13 protein-coding genes and 1 tRNA gene are annotated in these 17,535 nt (G+C 63.4%); all 14 read left to right on the top strand.

The window, feature by feature from the left end; genetic code table 11:
- A partial coding sequence (locus tag AVAK2825_RS21475; protein WP_502870580.1) for an EF-Tu C-terminal domain-related protein occupies nt 1-251 on the top strand: 251 nt, incomplete at its 5' end.
- A gap of 11 nt (nt 252-262) precedes the next feature.
- Nucleotides 263-338: transfer RNA gene (locus tag AVAK2825_RS21470), tRNA-Trp, on the top strand.
- 89 nt (nt 339-427) lie between these two features.
- Entirely contained in the window at nt 428-811 is a 384-nt protein-coding gene (gene secE / locus AVAK2825_RS21465) for a preprotein translocase subunit SecE (RefSeq protein WP_284402488.1), read from the top strand.
- Nucleotides 811-1,404: a transcription termination/antitermination protein NusG gene (nusG, locus tag AVAK2825_RS21460; protein WP_272566782.1), complete on the top strand. Its 594-nt coding sequence runs from the start codon at nt 811-813 to the stop codon at nt 1,402-1,404. The genes secE and nusG overlap by 1 nt, the downstream gene beginning before the upstream one ends.
- 106 nt (nt 1,405-1,510) lie before the next feature.
- Nucleotides 1,511-1,942, top strand: a complete 432-nt coding sequence (gene rplK / locus AVAK2825_RS21455; RefSeq protein ID WP_092941599.1) for a 50S ribosomal protein L11 — start codon at nt 1,511-1,513, stop codon at nt 1,940-1,942.
- A gap of 1 nt (nt 1,943) precedes the next feature.
- The gene (rplA, locus tag AVAK2825_RS21450; protein WP_272566783.1) at nt 1,944-2,639 is read left to right on the top strand and encodes a 50S ribosomal protein L1; all 696 of its coding nucleotides are present in this window, start codon (nt 1,944-1,946) and stop codon (nt 2,637-2,639) included.
- 236 nt (nt 2,640-2,875) lie between these two features.
- Complete coding sequence (rplJ, locus tag AVAK2825_RS21445) at nt 2,876-3,400, top strand: 50S ribosomal protein L10 (protein ID WP_272566785.1); 525 nt, start codon at nt 2,876-2,878, stop codon at nt 3,398-3,400.
- 39 nt (nt 3,401-3,439) lie between these two features.
- On the top strand, nt 3,440-3,817 hold the full coding sequence (rplL, locus tag AVAK2825_RS21440; RefSeq protein WP_272550599.1) for a 50S ribosomal protein L7/L12: 378 nt from the start codon (nt 3,440-3,442) through the stop codon (nt 3,815-3,817).
- A 275-nt stretch (nt 3,818-4,092) separates the two neighbouring features.
- Nucleotides 4,093-8,205: a DNA-directed RNA polymerase subunit beta gene (rpoB, locus tag AVAK2825_RS21435; RefSeq protein ID WP_284402486.1), complete on the top strand. Its 4,113-nt coding sequence runs from the start codon at nt 4,093-4,095 to the stop codon at nt 8,203-8,205.
- Between the two features lie 17 nt (nt 8,206-8,222).
- Nucleotides 8,223-12,458 (top strand): DNA-directed RNA polymerase subunit beta', encoded by a 4,236-nt coding sequence (gene rpoC / locus AVAK2825_RS21430; RefSeq protein ID WP_272566789.1) that lies wholly within the window; start codon nt 8,223-8,225, stop codon nt 12,456-12,458.
- Between the two features lie 119 nt (nt 12,459-12,577).
- Nucleotides 12,578-13,111: a LemA family protein gene (locus AVAK2825_RS21425; protein WP_272566791.1), complete on the top strand. Its 534-nt coding sequence runs from the start codon at nt 12,578-12,580 to the stop codon at nt 13,109-13,111.
- Between the two features lie 192 nt (nt 13,112-13,303).
- Entirely contained in the window at nt 13,304-14,638 is a 1,335-nt protein-coding gene (gene rsmB / locus AVAK2825_RS21420; protein ID WP_284402491.1) for a 16S rRNA (cytosine(967)-C(5))-methyltransferase RsmB, read from the top strand.
- Entirely contained in the window at nt 14,628-15,251 is a 624-nt protein-coding gene (locus AVAK2825_RS21415; RefSeq protein ID WP_502869129.1) for a DUF4390 domain-containing protein, read from the top strand. The genes rsmB and AVAK2825_RS21415 overlap by 11 nt, the downstream gene beginning before the upstream one ends.
- Nucleotides 15,248-17,524, top strand: coding sequence for a sensor histidine kinase (locus AVAK2825_RS21410; RefSeq protein WP_284402485.1), 2,277 nt, complete (start codon nt 15,248-15,250; stop codon nt 17,522-17,524). Before AVAK2825_RS21415 ends, AVAK2825_RS21410 begins: the two co-directional genes overlap by 4 nt.
- The last annotated feature ends 11 nt before the right edge of the window (nt 17,525-17,535 follow it).

Raw genomic sequence — 17,535 nt, 5'->3', positions numbered from 1 at the left:
TGTCCAAGGACGAAGGTGGCCGTCACACGCCTTTCTTCAACAACTACCGTCCTCAGTTCTACTTCCGCACGACCGACGTGACTGGCGCCATCGAGCTGCCAGCCGACAAGGAAATGGTCATGCCCGGTGACAACGTGTCGATCACCGTCAAGCTGATCAACCCCATCGCCATGGAAGAAGGCCTGCGCTTCGCCATCCGTGAAGGCGGTCGCACCGTCGGCGCCGGCGTCGTGGCCAAGATCATTGCTTAAAGCGTGAATGTAGGGGTATAGCTCAATTGGCAGAGCGTCGGTCTCCAAAACCGAAGGTTGTAGGTTCGATTCCTACTGCCCCTGCCACTTGATCGTGGCAATTACAAGCCCGCCAGGCCCTGGCGGGCTTCGGTGTCTTGTGGATGCCGAAACTTAAAGTAAGAAACCAGTTAAGTATGGCCACGTCTCAAGTTGAAACTGTTAGTACTGGCGCTGATAAAGCCAAGCTCGCTGCGGTGGTGGCAATTGTTCTTGCAGCGATTGCCGGATTCTATTTGCTGGGAAAGCAAGGGCCGATCGTTCAATGGGCTGCGCTGTTTGTCGGGCTTGCAATTGCGGTGGCTGTGTTCTTGGTGTCCGAGCCTGGGCGTCAATTTGTAGGCTTCGCGCAGGATGCTTGGCGTGAAGTCAAGAAGGTTGTCTGGCCCACGCGGAAAGAGACACTTCAAATGACGGCATACGTTTTTGCGTTTGTCGTCATCATGGCGCTGTTTCTCTGGTTCACCGACAAGACCTTGGAATGGGTTTTGTACGATTTGATTCTGGGGTGGAGAAAGTAATGACGGACGCTATCGAAGTCAGCGGCACTGACGCTGCCAGCCCGGCCACTCCTGTGAATCCTGATTTGCGGTGGTACATCGTTCACGCTTATTCCGGCATGGAAAAGGCGGTTGAGCGCAACATCGTGGAGCGCATCGGTCGCGCTGGCATGCAGCAGAAGTTCGGCCGCATTCTCGTTCCGACCGAAGAGGTCGTTGAAATGAAGAATGGTCAGCGCAAGACCACTGAACGTCGACTCTTTCCCGGCTATGTGTTCGTGGAAATGGTCATGGACGATGACACCTGGCATTTGGTCAAGCATACGAACAAGGTGACGGGTTTTGTTGGTGGTGCCAAGAATCGCCCGGCTCCTATTTCTGAAGAAGAAGTTCAGAAGATCGTCAGCCAAATGCAGGAAGGCACAGACAAGCCTCGGCACAAGATTGAGTTCATGGTGGGTGAACTGGTTCGGGTTAAAGAAGGTCCGTTCACTGATTTCAATGGCTCTGTCGAAGAAGTCAATTACGAAAAAAGCCGGGTGCGCGTGTCCGTGATGATCTTCGGCCGTTCTACGCCCGTAGAGTTGGAATTTGGTCAGGTCGAAAAAACCTGATTGTTTGGATTCGCATTTTTCGACTCGGTGCGAATTGTTTGATGAGTCGTAAACCCCGGGGAGCTGAGGCCGTGGCCTAAGCGCTAATACCCGCAAGGAGTAAACCATGGCGAAAAAAATCGTCGGTTTTATCAAGCTGCAAGTTCCAGCTGGTAAGGCCAATCCATCCCCACCAATCGGCCCTGCTTTGGGTCAACGTGGTCTTAACATCATGGAGTTCTGCAAGGCGTTCAACGCGCAGACCCAAGGTGTCGAGCCAGGTCTGCCCCTGCCAGTGGTCATCACGGCATTTGCAGACAAGAGCTTCACCTTCATCATCAAGACGCCGCCTGCGACGACCTTGATCAAGAAGGCCATCAAGCTTGAAAAGGGCTCTGCCAACGCATTGAGCACCAAGGTCGGAAAGATCACGCGCGCGCAGCTCGAAGAGATCGCCAAGACCAAGATGAAGGACATGAACGCTGCAAATGTCGACGCCGCTGTGCGCACGCTGGCTGGTTCCGCTCGCTCGATGGGCGTGACGGTGGAGGGTTTATAAAATGGCCAAGCTGACCAAGAAGCAAAAAGCCCTGCAAGGCAAAGTCGACAGCAACAAGCTGTACGCGTTCGCTGACGCCGTCGTGATCGTGAAGGAAGCCGCTACGGCCAAGTTCGACGAATCCATCGATGTGGCCGTTCAGCTTGGCATTGATGCCAAGAAGTCTGACCAAGTGGTTCGTGGTGCCGTGGTGCTGCCAAACGGTACTGGCAAGACGACCCGTGTGGCGGTGTTTGCCCAAGGCGCCAAGGCTGAAGAAGCCAAGGCTGCTGGCGCTGACATCGTTGGCATGGACGACCTGGCCGCGATGGTCAAGGCCGGTGACATGCCTTTCGACGTGGTGATCGCCGCCCCCGACGCCATGCGCGTTGTCGGTACGCTGGGTCAAATCCTCGGTCCACGCGGTCTGATGCCCAACCCCAAGGTGGGCACCGTGACGCCTGACGTCGCTACGGCCGTGAAGAACGCCAAGGCAGGTCAAGTGCAATTCCGCGTCGACAAGGCCGGTATCGTGCACAGCACGATTGGTCGCCGCTCGTTCGACAACGACAAGCTGCAAGGCAACTTGGCTGCGTTGATCGAAGCGCTGACCAAGGCCAAGCCTGCAACCAGCAAGGGCGTGTACCTGCGCAAGGTGGCGGTGTCTTCCACGATGGGCCTGGGTGTCCGCGTGGATACGCAATCCATCGCAGCGTAATTGCAAGAAATCTTCGAATCCGTCCTTGGATGGGTTCGATGTGGTGGGCTGCGGCTGCTTCGGTCGCCGCAGGCCATCCAAGACCGTTGGTGCGCGAACCGGTCGCGCTTAAATCCACAGTGATGCCAACGCAGATGGCGATCCCGCTGCAGATGGAAAATTTTCCTGAACAGTTGGTCGCTGCAACAAGAGCGTGTACGAGGCCTGTGCCGAGTGCGCATTTTAAGGAGTAGACCTTGAGTCTTAATCGCAGTGAGAAAGAAGCGGTCATCAGTGAAGTGACCAGCCTCGCCGCTAAAGCTCAAACGCTTGTGATCGCGGAGTACCGTGGCATCACGGTCGCCGACATGACCAAACTGCGTGTTGATGCTCGCAGCAAGGGCGTGACCCTGAGTGTTCTGAAGAACACCCTGGCTCGCCGTGCTGTGGCTGGCAGCGCGTTTGACGTGGTGGCAGACCAGATGACCGGTCCGCTGATCTATGGCTTCTCCGAAGACGCTGTGGCTGCCGCTAAGGTGGTGGCCGATTTCGCTAAGACCAACGACAAGTTGGTGATTCGCGGTGGCGCTTTCGGTGGCAAAGCCCTGGATATCAACGGCGTTAAGCAACTGGCTAATATTCCTCCCAAGGAAGTTCTGTTGGCTCAGATTTGCGGCTTGCTTATGTCCCCCATTTCGCGTACGGCCGTTGTGCTGGGCGCGTTGGCGGCCAAAAAAGGCGAAGGCGCTGCCGAAACGGCCGCCGAACCTGTCGCGGCTTGATTGCCCGGCAGACAACCAACCAATTGTTAGGAAATAAAAATGGCATTCGATAAAGACGCATTTTTGACCGCGCTGGACAGCATGACGGTTCTGGAACTCAATGAGCTGGTGAAGGCCATTGAAGAAAAGTTTGGCGTGAGCGCAGCCGCTATGGCCGCTCCTGCTGCTGGCGGTGGCGGCGGTGCTGCTGCAGCTGCAGAAGAGCAAACGGAATTCAACGTTGTGCTGACCGAAGCCGGCGCCAACAAGGTGTCCGTGATCAAGGCCGTGCGCGAAATCACCGGCCTGGGCCTCAAGGAAGCCAAGGACCTGGTGGACGGCGCTCCGAAGAACGTCAAGGAAGGCATTGCCAAGGCCGACGCCGAAGCTGCCGTCAAGAAGCTGGTAGAAGCTGGCGCCAAGGCTGAACTCAAGTAATTCGCCTGGATTCCAGGGCTGGGGGCTCCGCAAGGGCTCCCAGCCTTTGGTGCTTATGGGGTTCACGCCCAGAGCGCACCAGAAAGCAGTGCCCACGCCACTGCTTTCTAGTGTCTTCTGACCATCCCGACAGCAGAAGATACCTTGGTTCGGGTGATGTGCAACGCATCGCCGTCCGCCATGGTTGGTAGTGGCCAACCGCCAAGCCTGCAAGGAAGCGCCCTTGCAGGTCAGTCGTCGAAGACCCAGGACTCATGTCTTTGCCCGGAGATCTCATGGCCTATTCCTATACCGAACGCAAGCGAATTCGCAAAAGTTTCGGCAGCCGCGACAGCGTGCTGGAAGTCCCTTACCTGCTGCAGATGCAGAAGGACGCATACACCGCGTTCCTGCAAGCTGACAAAGCCCCCCAGAAAAGAACCGTAGAAGGCTTGCAGGCCGCGTTCGACGCTGCTTTCCCGATCGTCTCGCACAATGGGTTTGTCGAGATGAAGTTCATCGAGTACAACCTCGCCAAGCCGGCATTCGATGTGCGTGAATGCCAGACTCGTGGTTTGACTTTTGCCTCGGCCGTGCGGGCCAAGGTGCAGTTGATCATCTATGACCGCGAGTCCTCCACGTCGCAGTCCAAGGTCGTCAAGGAAGTGAAGGAGCAAGAGGTCTACATGGGCGAGGTGCCTTTGATGACCGACAAGGGCTCGTTCATCATCAACGGCACGGAACGTGTGATCGTTTCGCAGCTGCACCGCTCGCCCGGTGTGTTCTTCGAGCACGACAAGGGCAAGACCCACAGCTCGGGCAAGCTGCTGTTTTCGGCGCGCATCATTCCCTACCGCGGTTCGTGGCTGGACTTCGAGTTCGATCCGAAGGACATCCTGTATTTCCGCGTGGACCGCCGCCGCAAGATGCCGGTCACGATCCTGCTGAAGGCCATCGGCCTGAACCCCGAATCGATCCTGGCAAACTTCTTCGTCAACGACAACTTCCGCCTGATGGACAGCGGCGCGCAGATGGAGTTCGTCTCCGACCGCCTGCGTGGCGAAGTGGCGCGTTTCGACATCACCGACAAGTCGGGCAAAGTGGTCGTGGCCAAGGACAAGCGCGTCACCGCCCGCCACACCCGCGAACTGGAGCAGTCCGGCACCACGCACATCAGCGTGCCCGAAGACTTCCTGATCGGCCGCGTGGTGGCGCGCAACATCGTCGACGGCGACACCGGCGAAATCATTGCCAAGGCCAACGAAGAGTTGACCGAAGCGCTGCTCAAGAAGCTGCGCTCCGCCGGCGTGCAGGACCTGCAGGTCATCTACACGAACGAACTCGACCAGGGCGCCTACATCTCGCAGACGCTGCGCATCGACGAAACGGTGGACGAATTCGCTGCGCGCGTGGCGATCTACCGCATGATGCGCCCCGGCGAGCCGCCGACGGAAGACGCGGTGCAGGCCTTGTTCCAGCGCCTCTTCTACAACCCCGACACGTACGACCTGTCGCGCGTGGGGCGCATGAAGTTCAACGCCAAGATCGGCCGCGACGAATCCACCGGCCCGATGGTGCTCTCCAACGAAGACATCCTGGCCGTGGTCAAGATCCTCGTGGACCTGCGCAACGGCAACGGCGAAGTCGATGACATCGATCACCTGGGCAACCGCCGCGTGCGTTGCGTGGGCGAGCTGGCCGAGAACCAGTACCGCACCGGTCTGGCGCGCATCGAGAAGGCCGTGAAGGAGCGTCTGGGCCAGGCCGAGCAAGAGCCGCTGATGCCGCACGACCTGATCAACTCCAAGCCGATTTCCGCGGCGCTCAAGGAGTTCTTCGGTGCGTCCCAGCTGTCGCAGTTCATGGACCAGACCAACCCGCTGGCCGAAATCACCCACAAGCGCCGCGTATCGGCCCTTGGCCCGGGTGGTCTGACCCGCGAGCGTGCCGGTTTCGAGGTGCGCGACGTGCACGTGACCCACTATGGCCGCGTGTGCCCGATCGAAACGCCGGAAGGCCCGAACATCGGGCTGATCAACTCGCTGGCCCTGTACGCCCGCCTGAACGAATACGGTTTCATTGAAACCCCATACCGCCGTGTGGTGGACGGCAAGGTGACCGACCAGATCGATTACCTCTCCGCCATCGAAGAAGGCAAGTACGTGATCGCCCAGGCGAATGCCACGCTCGACAAGGAAGGCCGCCTCACGGGCGATCTGGTGTCGGCACGTGAAAAGGGCGAGTCGACCTTGCTGAGCGCCGAGCGCGTGCAGTACATGGACGTGTCGCCTGCACAGATCGTATCGGTGGCCGCCTCGCTCGTGCCGTTCCTTGAGCACGACGACGCGAACCGCGCACTGATGGGCGCCAACATGTCCCGCCAGGCCGTGCCTGTGCTGCGTCCGGAAAAGCCCATGGTGGGCACCGGTATCGAGCGCGTGGCCGCTGTGGACTCGGGCACCGTGGTGACCGCCAACCGCGGTGGTGTGGTGGACTATGTGGATGCGACCCGCATCGTGGTCCGCGTGAACGACGCGGAAGCGGTGGCCGGTGAAGTGGGTGTGGACATCTACAACCTCATCAAGTACCAGCGTTCCAACCAGAACACCAACATCCACCAGCGCCCCATCGTCCAGAAGGGCGATGTGCTGGCCAAGGGGGATGTGATCGCCGACGGCGCATCGACGGACTTCGGCGAAATCGCCATCGGCCAGAACATGCTGATCGCGTTCATGCCCTGGAACGGCTACAACTTCGAAGATTCGATCCTGATCTCCGAACGCGTCGTGGCAGAAGACCGCTACACCTCGATCCACATCGAGGAACTGGTGGTCATGGCGCGCGACACGAAGCTGGGCGCCGAAGAAATCACGCGCGACATTCCGAACCTGTCGGAACAGCAGCTGAACCGCCTGGACGAGTCCGGCATCATCTACGTGGGTGCCGAAGTGCAGCCCGGCGATACGCTGGTGGGCAAGGTCACGCCGAAGGGCGAGACCACGCTGACGCCAGAAGAGAAGCTGCTGCGCGCCATCTTCGGCGAGAAGGCCTCCGACGTGAAGGACACCTCGCTGCGCGTGGACCAGGGCTCGCAAGGCACTGTGATCGACGTGCAGGTGTTCACCCGCGAAGGCATCCAGCGCGATAAGCGCGCCCAGCAGATCATCGACGACGAGCTCAAGCGCTTCCGCCTGGACCTGAACGACCAGTTGCGCATCGTGGAAGCCGACGCGTTCGACCGGATCGAAAAGCTGCTGAACGGCCGCGTGGCCAACGGCGGCCCGCAAAAGCTGGCCAAGGGCACGAAGATCGACAAGGCCTACCTGGCCTCCGTCGAGAAGTTCCACTGGTTTGACATCCGCCCGGCGGAAGACGAAGTGGCCACGCAGCTCGAGTCGATCAAGAACTCGTTGGAGCAGACGCGCCACAGCTTCGATCTGGCTTTCGAGGAAAAGCGCAAGAAGCTCACGCAAGGCGACGAGCTGCCCGCGGGCGTGTTGAAGATGGTCAAGGTGTACCTGGCCGTCAAGCGCCGCCTGCAGCCCGGCGACAAGATGGCCGGCCGCCACGGCAACAAGGGTGTGGTGTCCAAGATCGTTCCGGTCGAAGACATGCCCTACATGGCCGACGGCACCCCTGCCGACATCGTGCTGAACCCGCTGGGCGTGCCATCGCGCATGAACATCGGACAGGTGCTCGAAGTGCACTTGGGCTGGGCCGGCAAGGGCATCGGCCAGCGCATCGGCAACATGCTGCAGGAGCAGGCCAAGGCGGCCGACATGCGCAAGTTCCTCGAAGAGGTGTACAACTCGCGCGGCCGCAAGGAAGACCTGTCGCAGTTCAACGACGATGAGCTGATGGCCATGGCCGGCCACCTCACCAACGGCGTGCCGTATGCCACCCCGGTGTTTGACGGCGCTTCGGAAGAAGAGATCAAGGACATGCTCAAGATCGCCTATCCGGACGACATCGCCGAGCGCAAGGGCCTGACCTCCGCACGCACGCAGGCGTACCTGTTCGACGGCCGCACCGGCGAGCGCTTCGATCGCCCGACCACCATCGGCTACATGCATTACCTGAAGCTGCACCATTTGGTGGACGACAAGATGCATGCCCGCTCCACGGGTCCTTACTCGCTCGTGACGCAGCAGCCTCTGGGCGGCAAGGCCCAGTTCGGTGGCCAGCGTTTCGGGGAAATGGAAGTGTGGGCGCTGGAAGCTTATGGCGCCGCTTACGTGCTGCAGGAAATGCTGACCGTGAAGTCCGACGACGTGCAGGGCCGTACCAAGGTGTACGAGAGCATCGTCAAGGGCGAACACGCCATCGAGGCCGGCATGCCGGAATCGTTCAATGTGCTGGTCAAGGAAATCCGTTCCCTGGGCCTGGACATCGAACTCGAACGTTCTTAATCGAAGGGACTAGGTTTATGAAGTCACTACTCGACCTGTTCAAGCAATTCACCCCGGACGAGCATTTCGATGCCATCCGCATCGGCATGGCGTCGCCCGAGAAGATCCGTTCGTGGTCTTTCGGCGAAGTGAAGAAGCCCGAGACCATCAACTACCGCACGTTCAAGCCCGAACGCGATGGTCTGTTCTGCGCCAAAATTTTTGGTCCCATCAAGGACTACGAATGCCTGTGCGGCAAGTACAAGCGCCTCAAGCACCGCGGTGTGATCTGCGAGAAGTGCGGCGTTGAAGTCACGCAGACCAAGGTGCGCCGCGAGCGCATGGGCCACATCGATCTGGCCGCGCCTTGCGCCCACATCTGGTTCCTGAAGTCGCTGCCATCGCGCCTGGGCCTGGTGCTGGACATGACGCTGCGCGACATCGAGCGCGTGCTGTACTTCGAAGCGTATGTGGTGACCGACCCCGGCATGACCCCGCTGAAGAAGTTCAGCATCATGTCCGAGGACGACTACGACGCCAAGCGCAAGGAATACGGCGACGAGTTCATCGCCAAGATGGGCGCGGAAGGCATCAAGGACCTGCTCGAAGCCATCGATATCGATCTCGAAATCGAAAAGCTGCGCGGCGACCTGACCGGCTCCGAAGTCAAGGTCAAGAAGAACGCCAAGCGCCTGAAGGTGCTGGAAGCCTTCAAGAAGTCCGGCATCAAGCCCGAGTGGATGGTGCTGGACGTGCTGCCCGTGCTGCCGCCGGACCTGCGTCCGCTGGTGCCGCTGGACGGCGGCCGCTTCGCGACCTCCGACCTGAACGACCTGTATCGCCGCGTCATCAACCGCAACTCGCGTCTGCGCCGCCTGCTGGAGCTGAAGGCCCCGGAAATCATCGCGCGCAACGAAAAGCGCATGCTGCAGGAAGCCGTCGATTCGCTGCTGGACAACGGCCGCCGTGGCAAGGCCATGACGGGCGCGAACAAGCGCGCCCTCAAGTCGCTGGCCGACATGATCAAGGGCAAGAGCGGTCGCTTCCGCCAGAACTTGCTGGGCAAGCGCGTGGACTACTCCGGTCGTTCCGTGATCACCGTGGGCCCGACGCTCAAGCTGCACCAGTGCGGTCTGCCCAAGCTGATGGCGCTGGAGCTGTTCAAGCCTTTCATCTTCTCGCGCCTCGAAGCCATGGGCATCGCGACGACGATCAAGGCCGCCAAGAAGGAAGTCGAATCCGGCACGCCGGTGGTGTGGGACATCCTGGAAGAGGTCATCAAGGAACACCCGGTCATGCTGAACCGTGCGCCCACGCTGCACCGTTTGGGTATCCAGGCGTTCGAGCCCATCCTGATCGAAGGCAAGGCCATTCAGCTGCACCCGCTCGTCTGCGCGGCCTTCAACGCCGACTTCGACGGTGACCAGATGGCCGTTCACGTGCCGCTGTCCGTGGAAGCGCAGATGGAAGCCCGCACGCTGATGCTGGCCTCCAACAACGTGCTGTTCCCGGCCTCGGGCGAGCCTTCCATCGTCCCGTCGCAAGACGTGGTGCTGGGCCTGTACTACGCCACCCGCGATCGCATCAACGGCAAGGGCGAAGGCCTGGTATTCGCCGACACCGGCGAAGTGCAGCGCGCGCTCGATGCCAACGAGGTCGAACTGGCCGCGCGCATCACGGTGCGTCTGACCGAGTGGACCAAGGACAAGGAAACGCGTGAATTCGTGCCTTCCACGTCGCTGGTGGAAACGACGGCCGGCCGTGCGCTGCTGTCCGAGATCCTGCCCAAGGGCCTGCCCTTCAGCAACATCAACAAGGCGCTGAAGAAGAAGGAAATCTCCAAGCTCATCAACGTGAGCTTCCGCAAGTGCGGCCTGAAGGAGACGGTGGTTTTCGCCGACAAGCTGCTGCAGAACGGTTTCCGCCTCGCCACGCGCGCCGGTATTTCCATCTGCGTGGACGACATGCTGGTGCCGCCGCAAAAGGCCGGGATCATCGAGCGTTCCGAGAAGGAAGTGAAGGAGATCGAACAGCAGTACGTGTCCGGTCTGGTGACGGCTGGCGAACGCTACAACAAGGTGGTGGACATCTGGGGCAAGGCCGGCGACGAAGTGTCGAAGGTCATGATGGCCCAGCTGGCCAAGCAAAAGACCACCGACCGCCACGGCAACGAGGTGGACCAGGAGTCGTTCAACTCCATCTACATGATGGCCGACTCCGGCGCCCGCGGCTCCGCAGCGCAGATTCGCCAGCTGGCCGGCATGCGCGGCCTGATGGCCAAGCCGGACGGCTCCATCATCGAGACCCCCATCACGGCCAACTTCCGTGAAGGGCTGAACGTGTTGCAGTACTTCATCTCCACCCACGGTGCCCGTAAGGGCCTGGCGGATACGGCGCTGAAGACGGCCAACTCGGGCTACCTCACCCGCCGTCTGGTGGATGTGACGCAGGATCTCGTGGTGACCGAAGAAGACTGCGGCACCTCCAATGGCTCGCTGATGCGCGCCATCGTCGAGGGCGGTGAAGTCATCGAATCGCTGCGCGACCGTATCCTGGGCCGCACCACGGCCGACGAAGTGCTGCATCCCGAAACGCGCGCAGTGCTGGCCCCTGCCGGCCAGATGCTCGACGAAGACCTCATCGAGGAACTCGAAGTCGCCGGCGTGGACGAGGTGAAGGTGCGCACGGCGCTGACCTGCGAAACCCGCTACGGCCTGTGCGCCAAGTGCTACGGACGCGATCTGGGCCGCGGCGGCCTGATCAACCTCGGCGAAGCCGTGGGGGTGATCGCTGCCCAGTCCATCGGCGAACCCGGCACGCAGCTGACCATGCGCACGTTCCACATCGGTGGCGCCGCTTCGCGCGCTGCCATCGCATCGAGCGTGGAGGCCAAGTCCAATGGCGTGATCGGCTTCAACGCCACGATGCGCTACGTGAGCAACACCAAGGGCGAGCTGGTGGTGATCGCCCGTTCCGGCGAGATCGTCATCCATGACGAACACGGCCGCGAGCGCGAGCGCCACAAGGTGCCGTACGGTGCGACGCTGGCGGTCAAGGCCGACCAGACGGTCAAGGCCGGCACCATCCTCGCCAACTGGGACCCGCTGACCCGCCCGATCATCACGGAGTTCGCCGGCCAGGTGAAGTTCGAGAACGTCGAGGAAGGCCTCACGGTCGCCAAGCAGGTGGACGATGTGACGGGTCTGTCCACGCTGGTCGTGATCGATCCGAAGCGCCGCGGCTCCGCCAAGGTGGTGCGCCCTCAGGTCAAGCTGATCGACGCGCAAGGCCAGGAAGTGAAGATCCCCGGCACCGACCACTCGGTGACCATCGGCTTCCAGATCGGCTCGCTGATCCAGGTGCGTGATGGCCAGGACGTGGGCCCCGGCGAAGTGCTGGCGCGGATTCCGGTCGAAGGCCAGAAGACCCGCGACATTACCGGCGGTCTGCCCCGCGTGGCCGAACTGTTCGAAGCGCGCTCGCCCAAGGACAAGGGCATGCTGGCCGAGATCACCGGCACGGTGTCCTTCGGCAAGGAAACCAAGGGCAAGGTGCGCCTGCAGATCACCGATCCGGACGGCAAGGTCTGGGATGAACTGATCCCCAAGGAAAAGAACATCCTGGTGCACGAAGGCCAGGTCGTGAACAAGGGCGAGTCCGTGGTGGACGGTCCGGCCGACCCGCAGGACATCCTGCGCCTCCTGGGCATCGAAGAGCTGTCGCGCTACATCGTCGATGAAGTGCAGGACGTGTACCGCTTGCAGGGCGTGAAGATCAACGACAAGCACATCGAGGTGATCGTTCGCCAGATGCTGCGCCGTGTCGTGGTCGAGGCCCCGGGCGAGTCCAACTACATCGCCGGCGAGCAGGTCGAGCGTTCGGAGATCCTGAACACCAACGAGGCGCTGCAGGCCGCAGGCAAGATCCCTTCGACGTACAGCAACGTGCTGCTGGGGATCACCAAGGCTTCGCTGTCGACCGATTCCTTCATCTCGGCCGCTTCCTTCCAGGAAACGACCCGCGTGCTCACCGAGGCTGCCATCATGGGCAAGCGCGACGAGCTGCGTGGCCTGAAGGAAAACGTCATCGTGGGTCGCCTGATCCCTGCCGGTACCGGCCTGGCCTACCACCAGGCGCGCAAGGCCAAGGAAGCCATGGACGACGCCGAGCGCCGTGCCATCGCCGATGCCGAAGCCGCTGAAATGGCTGCCACGACCGAAGACTCGTCCGACGTCGAAAGCACCACCAGCCTGGGCGACGCCACGGCCCAATAAGCCACGGTACGCTCCCTGAAACGCTCCCGCTCTGCGCTTTGGCAGACCGGGAGCGTTTTCTTATCCGTTTTCTCTTTTTTGCGCCGAGCCCGCGGACCCCTGCGGGCTCGGCAGACGCAATGCTGTCCTCCTGGATTTTTCTTGCCCTGCTGCTGTTCTGGGCCGTGGGTGCCTACAACCGGATCGTGCGATTGCGCTCGGCCGCCATCCAGGCCTTCGGGGGCCTGGACGCACACCTCATGCGCATGATGGCCATGCTGGGCGAATACGAGGCCGCGCAGGGTCCCGCGCCCGCGGCCCATGCCGATGCGCGGGCGGCGCTGTGGGCCGCCACCACCCAGTTCGGTGCGTCGCTGGCCGTCGCGCGGGCCCGCCCGCTGGATGCCGGCGCCGCGGCTGCGCTGCTGACGGGGCGCGAGGTGCTGGAGGCCGCCTGGCTGGCCATGGTGCGCGTCGCGGAGGTTCCGCCAGCACCCGGCGAGGGTGCGGCGCTGCCCCTGTGGGCCCAGCGATGGCAGGAGCTGGTGGCCCAGAATGCGCTGGCCACCCGGCAGTTCAACGATGCGGCGCTGCAGTACAACCAGGCCATCGGCCAGTTCCCGGCGCGCCTGCTGGCGTGGCTGTTCGGGTTCAAGGCGGCCAGAACGCTGTAGGCTGCGTGCCCATCCCCGCATCCTGGAAGGAGCGTGGGTGGTTTGACATTGATTCAAGGCGTGGCCGCGACGGCGTCCGCAACCGCAACCGGTTTTTTTCCTATTCAAGACAGGCTCAGACAGAACATGACCGATCCGCAGCCGCGCCCGCCCTCCCGTTTCTTTCCGCCCCCGGCGGAGGGCGAACGCCGCATGGAGCCCGCGCTGTGGCGCCAGCTGGATGCGGTGGTGACCGCGCTGCAGGCCGTGCGCGGCGGGCAGTCGGGCACGGCCGCCCTGGCCGCGGTCGAGCCGGGCTTGCGGCCCGGGGTGCAGGCGCTGTTGTTCCAGGTGCTGCGCAACCTGGGCCGGGCGCAGGCGCTGCGCAAGCAACTGGCGCCCCGCAACCCACCGCCGCGGGCCGATGCCCTGCTGTGCACGGCCCTGGCGCTGGCCTGGTCGCCGGACGAGGCGCCTTACGAGGCGTTCACCCTCGTCAACCAGGCGGTGGAAGCGGCCAAGCGCAACCCGGCATCGCAAGCACAGGCGCCGTTCCTGAATGCCTGCCTGCGCCGCTTTCTGCGCGAACGCGATGCGCTGGTGGCCGCCACCGACGGCGATCCGGTCGCCCAGTGGAACCACCCGGCCTGGTGGATCGCCCGGCTGCGCAAGGACCACCCGCAGCACTGGCAGCAGATCCTGCAGGCCAACAATGCCCATGCACCGATGGCGCTCCGGGTCAATGTGCAAAAAACGACTCCAGCACAATATTTACTAGGGCTATCTGCTATCAATTTGGAAGCGTCTCCTGCGGGGCCGTTCGGCATCGTCCTGGATCGCCCGGTGGCCGTGCAGCAACTGCCGGCCTTTGCAGACGGCCACGTCTCGGTGCAGGACACCGCGGCCCAGATGGCGGCGCCGCTGCTGCTGGAGGGGCTGGACCTGTCGCAGCCGCTGCGCGTGCTGGACGCCTGCGCCGCGCCCGGCGGCAAGACCGCGCACTTGCTCGAATACGCGGGTGCCGCATCGCCGATGCAGGTCGTGGCGCTGGAAATCGACGCCGACCGCGCCACCCGCATCCACGAAACGCTGGACCGGGTGGGGGTTCGGGCCCAGGTCCTCGTGGCCGATGCGGCACGGCCGCAGGACGGGTGGCTGGACGCCAGTGGGGGCGGGCGGTTCAACGCCATCTTGCTGGATGCGCCGTGCACGGCCTCGGGCATCGTCCGCCGCCACCCCGACGTGCGCTGGCTGCGGCGCGAGTCCGACATCGAGCAACTGGCCCAGCAGCAGGCCCGCCTGCTCGCCACGCTCTGGCCGTTGCTGCAGCCCGGCGGGCGGCTGCTCTACTGCACCTGCTCCGTGTTTCGTACCGAGGGCGAAGCGCAGGTGCAAACGTTTCTTGCGCGCAACACCGACGCCCGTTTGCTGCCGTCTCCCGGCCATTTAATACCCGGCAAACCGGACGAAAGCGGCGGCGTCTCGGAAAATCGTCCGGGTGACCATGACGGATTCTTTTACGCGCTGTTGCAAAAACATGCGGCCTGAACAGCCCGCTTCGCGCCCTGCCGCGTGGCTTGCGGTGGCCATGGCCGCGCTGCTGTGCATGTGTCTGGCGCTGTGGTCCCCGGCGGTGCTGGCGCAGCCCGATGCGGGCGACCTGCGCGTCGAAGCCAACGACGAGGGCCTGTACCTGTCCACCACGCTGCACTTCGACCTGCCCGAGCTGGCGGAAGACGCCCTCTACAAGGGCATCTCGATGTACTTCGTGGCCGAGGCCGATGTGGTTCGCGAGCGCTGGTACTGGTACGACAAGGCGGTGGCCCACTCGGTGCGCTACCTGCGCCTGAGCTACCAGCCGCTCACGCGCCGGTGGCGCCTCAATCAGTCCGCCACGCCGTTCGCCAACACCGGCCTGGGGGTTGCGCTGGGCCAGAACTTCGACGAACTGGGCGACGCACTTTCCGCCATGCAGCGCATCAGCCGCTGGAAGATCGCCGACGCGGACGAGGTCTCCGGCGGGCCGTATACCGTGCATTTCCAGTTCCGCCTCGACATGTCCCAGTTGCCCCGCCCGTTCCAGATCGGCGCGGTGGGACGCTCGGGCTGGGACCTGATGCTGTCGCGCAGCGTGCGCGCCGTGGCCGAGCGCGCGCCATGACCGACGACCACAGCGTTCCCCGCACGCCCCAGCAAGCCCGTGCCTCCCGCTGGGCCCTGGGCGTGGGCGTGGCGATCATGTGCGCGATCGGGCTGGTGCTGCTTTTCCTGCTCACCGTCGCCACCAACAACCGCGCGCTGTATGAGCGCAACTACGCCTGGCTGTTCGGCCTGAACGTCCTGGTGGCCGTGCTGCTGCTCGCCGTGCTGGTGTGGGTCGTGGTGCGCCTGGCGGTGCGGCTGCGGCGGGGGCGCTTCGGCAGCCGCCTGCTGGTCAAGTTGGCGGGCATCTTTGCGGTCGTGGGGCTGCTGCCCGGTCTGCTGATCTATGTGGTCTCCTACCAGTTCGTGTCGCGCTCCATCGAAAGCTGGTTCGACGTGAAGGTGGAGGGCGCCCTGTCCGCCGGCGTCAGCCTGGCCCGGGTGACGCTGGACACGATCGCCAGCGACATGGCCATGCAAACACGCACCGCCAGCAGCCAACTGGCGCAGGTGCCCGACGCGGCGGCCGGCGTGGTGCTCGAACGCATCCGCGACCAGCTGGGGGCCAGCGACGTGGTGCTGTTCAGCACGGCGGGCCAGCCGGTGGCCAGTGCCGGGCAATCCCGGTTCGATCTCAGCCCCGAGCGGCCCAGCGCCCAGTTGCTGCGCAACGCGCGCCAGCAGCGCGCCACCTTCCAGATCGAGGGGCTGGACGACATCGCCGACCCCGCTGCCGTGCAGAACGCGCGGGTCAAGACCCTCGTGGCCGTCGGCAACGCCAGCGTGGGGCTCCTGGTGGAACCCCGCTATCTGCAGGCCACGCTGCGGCTGCCGCAGGTGCTGGTGTCCAACGCCATCGCCGTGCAGGAGGCCAACCGGGAGTACCAGGAGCGCGCCCTGGCCCGCGAGGGGCTGCGGCGCATGTACATCGGCACGCTCACCCTGAGCCTGTTCCTGGCCGTCTTCGGGGCCGTACTGCTCGCCGTGCTGCTGGGCCGCCAACTGGCACGCCCCCTGCTGGTGCTGGCCGAGGGCGTGCGCGAGGTCGCATCGGGCAACCTGAGCCCCAAGGCCGTGCTGCAGGGCAACGACGAATTGGGCGGGCTGACCCGCTCCTTCGCCGTCATGACCCAGCAGTTGTCCGACGCCCGCACCGCCGTCGAGCACAGCATGGGCGAGGTCGATGCGGCGCGGGCCCACTTGCAGACCATTCTGGACAACCTCACCGCGGGCGTGATCGTGCTGGACGCCGAGGGGCGCATCCGCTCCACCAACCCCGGCGCCACCCGCATCCTGCGGGCCCCGATGGCCGCCTTCGAAGGCCGGCCGTTGGCCGACGTGCCCGGGCTGGCCGAATTCGCCAGTGCCGTGCAAGGCCACTTCGAGGCCTTCCTGGGCGACCGCGAGCAGCATGGGCTGGACCACTGGCAGCATTCCTTCGACCTTTACGGCTCGCCCGCCTCGGGCGTGGCCGCCAACGGCACCAGCCTGGTGGCCCGGGGGGCGGAGCTGCCCAACGCGTTGCGCCTTCTGGTGTTCGACGACATCTCCGAAATCGTCTCGGCCCAGCGTGCACAGGCCTGGGGCGAAGTCGCCCGGCGCCTGGCCCATGAAATCAAGAACCCGCTCACGCCGATCCAGCTGTCCGCCGAGCGCCTGGAGATGAAGCTCTCCGGCAAGCTGCAGGATGCCGAGCAAGCCGTGCTGACCAAATCCGTGCGCACCATCGTCGATCAGGTGGATGCGATGAAGCGGCTGGTCAACGAGTTTCGCGACTATGCCCGCCTGCCCGCTGCGGAGCTGCATGCGCTCGACCTGAACGCCCTCGTCACCGACGTGCTGCAGCTCTACGGTGCCGAGAACGCGACCGTGCCCGTGGAGGCCGAACTCGATCCCCGCTGCCCCGAGATCGCGGGCGATGCGCAGCAACTGCGCCAGGTCATCCACAACCTGCTGCAGAACGCGCAGGACGCCAGCGAGCCCACCCGCGAGCAGGGCGGGGCCGCCGGCGCACCCGTGCGCATCACCACGCGCTGGAGCCAGTCGTCGCGGCGCGTGCGGCTGACGGTGACCGACAGCGGAACGGGATTTCCCAACCACATCCTTCAGCGCGCCTTCGAACCGTATGTAACCACCAAGCCGCGGGGCACTGGCCTGGGACTTGCTGTAGTGAAAAAGATCGCCGACGAGCATGGTGCCCGTGTCGATCTTGTCAATCGGGTGGAAGAAGGGGTGGTGCTCGGCGCGCAAGTGTCGCTATCATTCGCCCCTGGCCACGTGGTGGCACATTAACAACACTTGGA

Origin of the sequence: Acidovorax sp. SUPP2825 (assembly GCF_030158995.1) — a bacterium.
Taxonomy (GTDB): Bacteria; Pseudomonadota; Gammaproteobacteria; order Burkholderiales; family Burkholderiaceae_C; genus Paracidovorax.
The sequence above is the reverse complement of the archived record's forward strand: the minus strand, read 5'-3'. Positions and strand labels throughout refer to the sequence as shown.